We start from the raw sequence: 10,483 nt of genomic DNA, 5'->3' as shown, positions 1-10,483 counted from the left end.
GCACGAGGCCGGCGCCTGGCTGGTCGCCTGGCTCGAGGGCCGCCCCGAGGCGCGACGGGTACGCTGGTCGCTGGATATCGACCCGCAGACCCTGGCCTGACCGCACACCTTTAAAGCCCGGCGCCGATTGCCGATAATGGCGCCCCAGACTCGCCCGGCGGTCGCCCGCACCGCCCACGCCACAGGACACCGGACACTTCCATGAAAGAGACGATCATCGCGCTGCTCGAGGGCGCCCTGGACAACCTCCGGCAGCAGGGCGTGCTGCCCGCCGAACTCGCGCCGACCATCAAGGTCGACCCGACCCGCGACAAGGCCCACGGCGACTACGCCACCAACCTGGCGCTGATGCTGGCCAAGCCGGCCGGCAGGAAGCCGCGCGAGCTGGCCGAGGCGCTGGTCGCGGCCCTGCCGGCGAGCGACGCCGTGCAGAAGGTGGAGATCGCCGGCCCTGGCTTCGTCAACTTCTTCGCCGCCACCGACGCCGCCGCCCAGGTGGTGCGCCAGGTGCTCGAGGCCGGGGATGCCTATGGCCGCAACCTCAGCGGCCAGGGCCGGAAGGTGCAGGTGGAGTTCGTCTCCGCCAACCCCACCGGACCACTGCACGTCGGCCACGGCCGCGGCGCGGCGATCGGCGACAGCATCTGCCGCCTGCTCGAGGCCACCGGCCATGAGGTGACCCGCGAGTTCTACTACAACGACGCCGGCGCCCAGATCAGCAACCTGGCGCGCTCGGTGCAGGCGCGGGTCAAGGGCATCGACCCCGGCGACCCGGGCTGGCCGGAAGACGGCTACCGCGGCGGCTACATCATCGACGTGGCCAACGCCTACCTGGCCGGGGAGACGGTGCATGCCGACGACCGACACGTCACGGCGGCAGGCGACCCGGACGACCTCGAGGCCATCCGCGACTTCGCCGTGGCCTACCTGCGCCGCGAGCAGGACCTCGACCTCAAGGCCTTCGGCGTGACGTTCGACGTCTACTTCCTGGAGTCCTCGCTCTACGAGCAGGGCAAGGTCGAGGCCACCGTGGCGCGGCTGATCGAGAAGGGCCATACCTACGAGCAGGACGGCGCCCTGTGGCTGCGCACCACCGACTTCGGCGACGACAAGGACCGGGTGATGCGCAAGTCCGACGGCCACTACACCTACTTCCTGCCCGACGTCGCCTACCACCTGGACAAGTGGCAGCGCGGCTTCGAGACGGTGATCAACGAGCAGGGGGCCGACCACCACTCCACCGTGACCCGGGTGCGCGCCGGACTGCAGGCCCTGGAGGCCGGCATCCCCCGGGGCTGGCCCGACTACGTGCTGCACCAGATGGTGATGGTCACCCGCTCCGGGGTCGAGGTGAAGCTCTCCAAGCGCGCCGGGAGCTACGTCACGGTGCGCGACCTGATCGACGAGGTGGGCCGCGATGCCACCCGCTTCTTCCTGGCCGCGCGCCGGGCGGATTCCCAGCTCACCTTCGACATCGACCTGGCGCGCTCCCAGTCCAACGACAACCCGGTCTACTACGTGCAGTACGCCCACGCTCGGGTGTGCAGCATGCTGCGCAAGGCCGAGGCCGAGGAGAAGCCCTTCGACCACGCCCTTGCCGTGCAGAGCCTGGCCCTGCTGGAGGCCGACCAGGAGAAGGCGCTGCTCAACCGCCTGGCCCGTTACCCCGAGGTGGTCCAGCATGCCGCCGCCGCCCACGAGCCCCAGCAGATCGCCCAGTACCTGCTCGACCTCGCCGCCGACTTCCACACCTGCTACAACGCGGTGAAGGTGATGGTCGACGATGACGCCCGGCGCAACGCCCGGCTGGCGCTGGGGCTGGCCACGCGCCAGGTGCTGCGCAACGGCCTCGACCTGATGGGTGTCGGCGCGCCCGAGGAGATGTAATCCATGGCCACCCGCAAGCAGCCAGCGAAGAAGCGCGGCGCCACCAGCACCCCGCGGCGACGCGCCGCGCCACCCCCGCGCCGCGGCATCCCGGGCTGGCTGTGGGGGCTGGTCGGCCTGGTGGCAGGCTTCCTGCTGGCCCAGCACCAGCAGGGTATCGCCCCCTGGCAGGAGGGCAGCGACTCGCCGCTGGCCACGGTGCTGACCAGGCCCGCGCCCCCCCAGGAGCCCGGGGAGGGCGAGTCGGCCGCCGCCCCCGAGGCGCCGCCGATGCCGACCTTCGAGTTCTACACCCTGCTGCCGGAATCCGAGGTGATCGCCCCGGGCGGCAAGGTGCCGGCCTCCACGGCCACCCCGCCGGAGCGCCCCGAGACGCCGGCGGCGACGAGCGACGACGACCCCATCGCCCAGGTGATCGCCGCCAACCTGGAGTCCGACGCCTCGGCGCAGGACGACCGTCCGTCCCCCCAGGCGACGGACGAGCCGCCGGCCGATGGCCGCTTCATGCTGCAGGCCGCCTCCTTCCGCGAGGCGGGCGATGCCAGCAGGCTGGCGGGCCGGCTGCGCGACTTCGGCCTGCTCGCCAAGATCAGCGAGGTGAAGGCCGGCGGCGGCGACACCTGGCACCGGGTCCAGGTCGGCCCCTACAGCGACCGGCGCGAGCTCACCCGCGCCCAGGACCTGATGGTCACCCAGGGCATCGAGCCGCTGCTGATCCAGCTGCAGAACTGACCCGCCCGGCCGGCGAGGGAGGCGCGACCAAGGTTGAATTCCTCGCCCCCCGCCCGCACTTCACTTGCTGAGTTCATCCACGGCGCCCGGCCCTGCCCGCGGCGCCGCCAGTCATCGGGAGCCCCGTGCTTCCCCAAGGAGTCCCCTCCATGACCACGATCGTTTCCGTGCGCCGCGGTGACCAGGTGGCGCTGGCCGGCGACGGCCAGGTCTCGCTGGGCAACACCGTGATGAAGGGCAACGCCAGCAAGGTGCGCCGCCTCTACCACGGGCAGGTCCTGGCCGGCTTCGCCGGCGGCACCGCCGATGCCTTCACCCTCTTCGAACGCTTCGAGGCGCAGCTGGAGAAGTACCAGGGCAACCTGGTCAAGGCCGCCGTGGAACTGGCCAAGGACTGGCGCACCGACCGCGCCCTGCGCCGCCTCGAGGCGCTGCTCGCCGTGGCCAACAAGGACGCCTCGCTGATCATCACCGGCAACGGCGACGTGGTGGAACCCGAACGCGGCATCATCGCCATCGGCTCCGGCGGCAACTACGCCCTGGCCGCGGCCCGAGCCCTGCTCGAGAATACCGACCTCGGTGCCCGCGAGATCACCGAGAAATCACTGTCCATCGCCGGTGACATCTGCGTGTTCACCAACCACAACGTCACCCTGGAAGAGCTCTGACCATGACCCGGATGACCCCCCGCGAGATCGTCCACGCCCTGGACCAGTACATCGTCGGCCAGCAGGACGCCAAGCGCGCCGTGGCCATTGCCCTGCGCAACCGCTGGCGTCGCATGCAGCTCGACGGCGAGCTGCGCCAGGAGGTGACGCCCAAGAACATCCTGATGATCGGCCCCACCGGCGTGGGCAAGACCGAGATCGCGCGCCGCCTGGCCAAGCTGGCCGGCGCCCCCTTCATCAAGGTCGAGGCCACCAAGTTCACCGAGGTGGGCTATGTGGGCCGCGACGTCGAGTCGATCATCCGCGACCTGACCGAGGCCGCCATCAAGCTGGTGCGCGAGCAGGCCAAGGCCGAGGTGGGCCACCGCGCGGAGGACGCCGCCGAGGAGCGCATCCTCGACGCCCTGCTGCCGCCGCCCCGCGGCCAGGAGGACGAGCCCCGCCAGGACAGCTCGACCCGCCAGATCTTCCGCAAGAAGCTGCGCGAGGGACAGCTCGACGACAAGGAGATCGACATCGAGGTCACGCCCCAGGGCTCCGGCGTCGACATCATGACCCCGCCGGGCATGGAGGAGATGACCAGCCAGCTGCAGAATCTCTTCGCCGGCATGGGCAAGCAGAAGAGCGAGACCCGCCGGGTAGCGGTGAAGGACGCCTTCGGCCTGCTGCGCGACGAGGAGGCCGGCAAGCTGGTCAACGAGGACGACATCAAGAGCCGCGCCGTCGAGGCGGTGGAGCAGAACGGCATCGTCTTCCTCGACGAGATCGACAAGGTCTGCAAGGGCAGCGGCCAGTCCAGCGGCGGTGAGGTCTCCCGCGAGGGCGTCCAGCGCGACCTGCTGCCGCTGATCGAGGGCTCCACGGTCTCCACCAAGTACGGCATGGTGCGCACCGACCACATCCTGTTCATCGCCTCCGGTGCCTTCCACCTGTCGCGCCCGTCGGACCTGATCCCCGAGCTGCAGGGCCGGCTGCCGATCCGCGTCGAGCTCAACGCCCTGACGCCGGAGGACTTCAAGCGCATTCTCACCGAGCCTTCCGCCGCGCTGACCAAGCAGTACCAGGCGCTGCTGGCCACCGAGGGGCTCGAGGTCGCCTTCACCGAGGATGGCATCGCGCGCATCGCCGAGATCGCCTGGAAGGTCAACGAGGGCACCGAGAACATTGGCGCCCGGCGCCTGCATACCGTGATGGAGCGCCTGCTCGAGGAGGCCTCCTACCTGGGCGGCGACTTCGGCAGCCCGCTGTCGATCGATGCCGCCTACGTCGACTCCCAGCTCGGCGAGCTGGCGATGGACGAGGACCTGTCGCGGTATATTCTCTAAGCCACGGGCTTCGCACCTCGCGCCGCGCGAAGCTCGAGGTGCGAAACAAGCCAGGAGGTACCATGACCGCCCCGATTCCCACCAAGGTGCACTACCACAAGAAGGACCGTGAGCTCGAGCTCATCTACGAGGGCGGCGAAAGCTACCGGCTGCCGGTGGAGTACCTGCGGGTCTTCTCGCCCTCTGCCGAGGTGCGCGGCCATGGCCCCGATACCGCTACCCTGCAGGTGGGCAAGAAGCACGTGGGCCTGAAGGACATCACCCAGACCGGTCGCTACGCCCTCAAGCTGCACTTCGACGACGGCCACGACAGCGGACTCTTCAGCTGGGACTACCTCTACGACCTGATCCGGCGGCGCGAGGCCAACTGGGCCGACTACCTGCGGCGCCTGGAAGAGTCCGGCGCCTCCCGGGAGCCCCTTGGCATCGAAATCAAACAGCTCTGAAAGCAAAACCAGCCTGCCCCTCGGCTGATCCGGCGACAGGCCCCGGAGCGCCGGACCGTCGAGGGGGCGCTGTGACCTCCTCCCTGGGCGCTACCGATGCCCAGCTTCGCTCTCGCATCCCGCTCCGCTTGCAGGACCGGTGCTGGCCATCCATGGCCAGCCCGTTCGAAGCGGTGCTTCTCACCCATGGCATAGGACCCTCTCTACGACCTGTCCCCGGCGCCTTCGGTAGTCAGTTCATGTGATTCCCTGCGTCAAGACAATCGCCGCCGGGGAAGGCTACAATGGCGCCCATCGCGAGGCCGCCAGGCCTCCCCCCATTGCAGCGATTCGGGAGCCCCACGGCATGAGCGCCAGTGACAAGCACACCACCCACTTCGGCTACCAGGAAGTCCCGGTCGAGGATAAGGCCTCGCGCGTGGCCCATGTCTTCCACTCGGTGGCGGCCCGCTACGATGTCATGAACGACCTGATGTCGATGGGCATCCACCGGCTGTGGAAGCGCCTCACCATCGAGCGCTCCGGCGTGCGCCCGGGCCACAGCGTGCTCGACATCGCCGGCGGCACCGGCGACCTGACGCGGAAGTTCTCGCGCATGGTAGGCCCCCGCGGACGGGTGGTGCTGGCCGACATCAACGCCTCCATGCTGCGGGTGGGCCGGGACAAGCTGCTCGACAGCGGCGTCGGCGGCAACGTCGAGTACGTCCAGGCCAACGCCGAATGCCTGCCCTTCCCCGACAACACCTTCGATTGCATCACCATCGCCTTCGGGCTGCGCAACGTCACCGACAAGGACGCCGCGCTGCGCTCCATGACCCGGGTGCTCAAGCCCGGCGGCCGGCTGCTGGTGCTGGAGTTCTCCAAGCCGGGCAACCCGCTGTTCTCCAGGGCCTACGACGAGTACTCCTTCCGCCTGCTGCCGAAGATCGGCGAACTGGTGGCGAGCGACGCCGACAGCTACCGCTACCTGGCCGAGTCGATCCGCATGCACCCCGACCAGGAGACCCTCAAGGCGATGATGGAGGCCGCCGGGCTGGAGCGGGTCGAGTATACCAACCTGACCGGGGGCATCGTCGCCCTGCACCGCGGCATCAAGCTGTGAGGGCATGATGGCGCTGTCTCCCACCCTGCTGCTGGCCGGCCTGGAACGCACCCTGAACGCCCTGCTCGCCCGTGACCCGGCGGCCCCGTCGCGCCTGGCCCGGCTGGCCGGTCACCGCATCCTGCTTCGCCTGGAGCGCCCCGCCCTGGCGCTGGCCATCCACTTCCACCCGGCCGGCCTGGACCTGCTGCGCCCCGACGACACCGCCGAGGAGGGCTTCGACGCCGTGGTCGAGCTGGATGCCGAGACCCTCGGCGAGCTGCTGGGCGGGGCCTCGGTCGAGCGCCTGATGTTCCAGGGCAAGCTCGCCGTGCGGGGGCGCACCCACCTGCTGGAAGCGACCCGCGACCTGCTGCTCGACCTCGACCTGGACTGGGAGGCGGAACTCGCCCGCTGGCTCGGCGACATCCCGGCCCATAGCCTGGCGGAGGGGCTGCGCAGCCTCTCCCGCTGGGGCCTGCGCACCCGCCAGGAGTTCTGCGCCGACGTGGGCGAGTATGTCTTCGAGGAGGCCCGGCTGCTGCCGGGGCGTCACCAGCTCGAGGCGCTGCGCGACCACCTGACCGAGATGGAGATCGCCACCGACCGCCTCGAGGCGCGCCTGGCCCGGCTGCGACGCCGCCTGGCCGAGCCGGAGACGGCCCCATGATCCTGCGGCTCACGCGCATCTTCTGGGTGATCACCCGCTACCGGCTCGACACCCTCCTGCCGCTGGAGCGGATGCCCTGGTGGCTGCGCGGCCTGTTCACGCTCTCCCCGCTGCGCCTAGTGCCGATCGGCGAGCGCTCCCGGGGCGAGCGTCTGCGCCTGGCGCTGGAGTCGCTGGGGCCGATCTTCGTCAAGTTCGGCCAGATGCTCTCGACCCGCCGCGACCTGCTGCCCGAGGACATCGCCGACGAGCTGCAGCGGCTCCAGGACCAGGTGCCGCCCTTCCCCGGCCACCAGGCCATGGCCCTGGTCGAGGAGGAGCTGGCGATGTCGCTGGAGGACGCCTTCGCCGGCTTCGAGCCCGAGCCCCTGGCCTCGGCCTCCGTCGCCCAGGTGCATGCCGCCCGGCTGCACGGGGGCGAGGCCGTGGTGGTCAAGATCATCCGCCCGGGGATCGAGCGCGTGATGCGCCAGGACATGGCGCTGATGTATCGCTTCGCCAGCGTGCTGGCGCGGATTCCCGAGGCCCGCCGGCTGCGCCCGGTGGAGGTGGTCCGCGACTACGAGGCCACGCTGTTCGACGAGCTCGACCTGACCAAGGAGGCCGCCAATACCTCCCAGCTCAAGCGCAACTTCAAGGGCTCGCCGCTGCTCTACGTGCCGGCCATCCACTGGGGGCTGACCCACCGCCGGGTGATGGTGCAGGAGCGCATCTACGGGGTGCCGGTGGCCGACACCGCGGCGCTGCTCGCCCAGGGCACCGACCTCAAGAAGCTCGCCGAGCGTGGCGTGGAGATCTTCTTCACCCAGGTGTTCCGCGACAACTTCTTCCATGCCGACATGCACCCGGGCAACATCTTCGTCTCCTTCGAGCATCCCCAGGACCCGCAGTATATCGCCATCGACTGCGGCATCGTCGGCAGCCTGACCCGCGAGGACCAGGACTACCTGGCGCGCAACCTGCTGGCCTTCTTCCATCAGGACTACTACGAGGTGGCCGCGCTGCACATCGAGTCGGGCTGGGTGGGCGAGGAGACCCGGGCCAACGAGTTCGCCGCGGCGATCCGCACCGTCTGCGAGCCGATCCTCGAGAAGCCGCTCAAGGACATCTCGTTCGGCCAGGTGCTGCTGGGCCTGTTCCAGACCGCGCGGCGCTTCAACATGGAGGTCCAGCCGCAGCTGGTGCTGCTGCAGAAGACGCTGCTCAACATCGAGGGGCTGGGCCGCCAGCTCTACCCCGACCTGGACCTGTGGAGCACGGCCAAGCCCTACCTGGAGCGCTGGATGAAGGAGCGCGCCGGTGCCAGCGGCCTCTGGGAGTCGCTCAAGCGGCAGGCCCCGGAGCTCTCTCGCCAGCTTCCCGAGCTGCCGGTGCTCGCCCACCAGGCACTCAGTCGTGCCGAGCTGGAACACCGCCAGCGGCGCCGCCAGGTCGATGCCATGGGCGGGATCTCCCGAGCGCTGAGCCAGCGGGGCAGGAGCCAGCGACGGATTCGCCTGGGCCTGCTGCTGCTGGCCGCCGCGCTCGCCTGGCAGCCGCTCAGCGAGTGGGCCGCGGGCCAGCCCTGGCCGGCCCTGGCCGCCGCCGCCCTCGGCGTGCTGCTGCTGGCCTGGCACTGAGGGCCGCCCCGTCCTTCCACCCACTGCAACGGAACCTTCACCCATGAGCGATATTCTCGACCGTCTTCACGTTGTGCTCGAAGAACGCCGCCGCGCGGAGCCACGGGATTCCTATGTGGCGGCCTTGCATCACAAGGGACTGAACAAGATACTCGAGAAGGTCGGCGAGGAAGCCACCGAGACCCTGCTGGCCGCCAAGGATGCCGAGCATGGCGACGAGTCGGCACGCCAAGCGTTGATCGCCGAAACGGCCGACCTGTGGTTTCATAGCCTGGTAATGCTCTCGCACCTGGGCCTCGACCACCGCCTGGTCCTGGATGAGCTGGCCCGCCGCTTCGGCGTCTCCGGACACGACGAGAAGGCCGCACGGCAACCCTAGCGTCAACTGGCCCTTCCGGGACCTCCCGGAGCCCCAACCTGAGGAAGCAATTATGTTAGGTGGTATCAGTATCTGGCAGCTGCTGATCGTTCTCGGCATCATCATCCTGATCTTCGGCACCAAGAAGCTGCGCAACGTCGGCGGCGACCTGGGCGGCGCCGTGAAGGGCTTCAAGAAGGCCATGCACGAGGACGAGAAGGAGAAGGACGAGGGCGAGAAGGCGGACGACCCCCAGGCCCGCGTCAGCCATGACGAGGAGGTCAACACCTACGACGTCAAGGCCGAGCAGAAGGCCCACGACCAGGAAGAGCGCCAGGAAGAGCGCAAGTAACCCGCCATGTTCGATATGGGCTTTCTCGAACTGATGCTCATCGGCGTGGTGGGCCTGCTGGTGCTGGGCCCCGAGCGCCTGCCCAAGGCCGCCCGTACCCTGGGACTGTGGATCGGCAAGATCAAGCGCACCGTCTCGGGCATGCAGCGCGAGATCAGTGCCCAGCTCGAGGCGGAGGAGCTGCGCCAGAAGCTCAACGAGCAGCAGAAGAAGCTCGACGAGGGCGTCCAGCAGGTCAAGCGCGGCGTGGAGAGCATCGCCGAGGAGGAGAGCGACAAGCGCCCACCGGCCTCGCGTGCCGACGACGCCGGCGAGGCCCCGCCGGCCGCCCCGCCCGAGAAGCGCCTCGACGACGCCCTCGCCAGGGCCCGCACGGGCAGCGAGGCCGATGATTCCCAGCGCCCCGCCGATGCCTCTACCGCCGACAAGGATTCTGCCCCCCGATGAGCAAGACCGGTGACCCCCAGGAGCAGAACCAGGCCCCGCTGATCGAGCACCTGATCGAGCTTCGCTCGCGGCTGATGCGTGCGGTGATCGCGATCCTGGTGATCTTCCTGGGCCTCTATGCCTTCGCCAACGACATCTACTCCTTCGTCGCCCAGCCGCTGATGGCGCTGCTGCCCGAAGGCTCGCAGATGATCGCCACCGAGGTGGCCTCGCCCTTCCTCGCGCCCTTCAAGCTGACCCTGGTGGTGGCGGTGTTCGCCGCCATCCCCTATGTGCTGCACCAGGCCTGGGCCTTCGTGGCCCCGGGGCTCTACGACAACGAGAAGGCGCTGGCGCTGCCGATCCTGGCCTCCAGCGTGGCGCTGTTCTATGGCGGCGCCGCCTTCGCCTACTACGTGGTCTTCCCGCTGCTGTTCCAGTTCTTCACCCAGACCGGGCCGGAGAACGTCGCGGTGATGACCGACATCAACCAGTACCTGAACTTCGTCCTCAAGCTGTTCTTCGCCTTCGGGGTCGCCTTCGAGATCCCCATCGCCACCTTCCTGCTGATCCTCTCGGGCGCCACCACGGTGGAGAGCCTGTCGAAGAAGCGCCCCTACGTGGTGCTGGGCTGCTTCGTCATCGGCATGCTGCTCACCCCGCCGGACGTGGTCTCCCAGAGCCTGCTGGCGGTGCCGATGTACCTGCTCTACGAGGTCGGCCTGCTGTTCGGCCGGCTGGTCCGCCGCAAGCGGGAGAAGGACGAGGAGGACGCGGAGTAATAGCGCCGGCCAAGCAGCCAAGCAGCCAAGCAGCCAAGCGGCCAAGCAGCCAAGCAGCCAAGCAGCCAAGCGGCCAAGCGGCCAAGCGGCCAAGCGGCCAAGCGGCCAAGCGGCCAAGCGGCCAAGCGGCCAAGCGG

12 protein-coding genes are annotated in these 10,483 nt (G+C 69.3%); all 12 read left to right on the top strand.

What is annotated here, in order from left to right:
• Positions 1 to 201 precede the first annotated feature (201 nt).
• A complete protein-coding gene (gene argS, locus SCI24_RS19200) occupies positions 202 to 1,887 on the top strand; it encodes an arginine--tRNA ligase (protein ID WP_318726905.1) in 1,686 nt (561 codons plus the stop codon).
• Between the two features lie 3 nt (positions 1,888 to 1,890).
• Positions 1,891 to 2,619 carry an SPOR domain-containing protein gene (locus SCI24_RS19195; RefSeq protein ID WP_318726904.1) on the top strand — a complete coding sequence of 243 codons (729 nt, stop codon included), beginning with the start codon at positions 1,891 to 1,893 and terminating at the stop codon, positions 2,617 to 2,619.
• Between the two features lie 149 nt (positions 2,620 to 2,768).
• Entirely contained in the window at positions 2,769 to 3,287 is a 519-nt protein-coding gene (hslV, locus tag SCI24_RS19190; protein ID WP_318726903.1) for an ATP-dependent protease subunit HslV, read from the top strand.
• Between the two features lie 2 nt (positions 3,288 to 3,289).
• Positions 3,290 to 4,612, top strand: coding sequence for an ATP-dependent protease ATPase subunit HslU (gene hslU, locus SCI24_RS19185; RefSeq protein WP_318726902.1), 1,323 nt, complete (start codon positions 3,290 to 3,292; stop codon positions 4,610 to 4,612).
• A 62-nt stretch (positions 4,613 to 4,674) separates the two neighbouring features.
• Entirely contained in the window at positions 4,675 to 5,058 is a 384-nt protein-coding gene (locus SCI24_RS19180; RefSeq protein ID WP_318726901.1) for a DUF971 domain-containing protein, read from the top strand.
• A gap of 346 nt (positions 5,059 to 5,404) precedes the next feature.
• Positions 5,405 to 6,160, top strand: a complete 756-nt coding sequence (gene ubiE, locus SCI24_RS19175; RefSeq protein ID WP_318726900.1) for a bifunctional demethylmenaquinone methyltransferase/2-methoxy-6-polyprenyl-1,4-benzoquinol methylase UbiE — start codon at positions 5,405 to 5,407, stop codon at positions 6,158 to 6,160.
• A gap of 7 nt (positions 6,161 to 6,167) precedes the next feature.
• Positions 6,168 to 6,809: an SCP2 domain-containing protein gene (locus tag SCI24_RS19170; RefSeq protein WP_318726899.1), complete on the top strand. Its 642-nt coding sequence runs from the start codon at positions 6,168 to 6,170 to the stop codon at positions 6,807 to 6,809.
• Positions 6,806 to 8,428 carry a ubiquinone biosynthesis regulatory protein kinase UbiB gene (gene ubiB, locus SCI24_RS19165; protein WP_318726898.1) on the top strand — a complete coding sequence of 541 codons (1,623 nt, stop codon included), beginning with the start codon at positions 6,806 to 6,808 and terminating at the stop codon, positions 8,426 to 8,428. Before SCI24_RS19170 ends, ubiB begins: the two co-directional genes overlap by 4 nt.
• Positions 8,429 to 8,471: 43 nt before the next feature.
• On the top strand, positions 8,472 to 8,807 hold the full coding sequence (locus SCI24_RS19160) for a phosphoribosyl-ATP diphosphatase (RefSeq protein WP_318726897.1): 336 nt from the start codon (positions 8,472 to 8,474) through the stop codon (positions 8,805 to 8,807).
• Between the two features lie 52 nt (positions 8,808 to 8,859).
• The gene (tatA, locus tag SCI24_RS19155; protein ID WP_318726896.1) at positions 8,860 to 9,138 is read left to right on the top strand and encodes a Sec-independent protein translocase subunit TatA; all 279 of its coding nucleotides are present in this window, start codon (positions 8,860 to 8,862) and stop codon (positions 9,136 to 9,138) included.
• A gap of 6 nt (positions 9,139 to 9,144) precedes the next feature.
• Positions 9,145 to 9,585, top strand: coding sequence for a Sec-independent protein translocase protein TatB (tatB, locus tag SCI24_RS19150; RefSeq protein WP_318726895.1), 441 nt, complete (start codon positions 9,145 to 9,147; stop codon positions 9,583 to 9,585).
• Positions 9,582 to 10,346, top strand: a complete 765-nt coding sequence (tatC, locus tag SCI24_RS19145; protein ID WP_318726894.1) for a twin-arginine translocase subunit TatC — start codon at positions 9,582 to 9,584, stop codon at positions 10,344 to 10,346. The genes tatB and tatC overlap by 4 nt, the downstream gene beginning before the upstream one ends.
• The last annotated feature ends 137 nt before the right edge of the window (positions 10,347 to 10,483 follow it).

Source organism: Halomonas sp. (assembly GCF_033549285.1).
Lineage (GTDB): Bacteria > Pseudomonadota > Gammaproteobacteria > Pseudomonadales > Halomonadaceae > Halomonas.
This window is presented reverse-complemented; position numbering and strand designations above follow the sequence as displayed.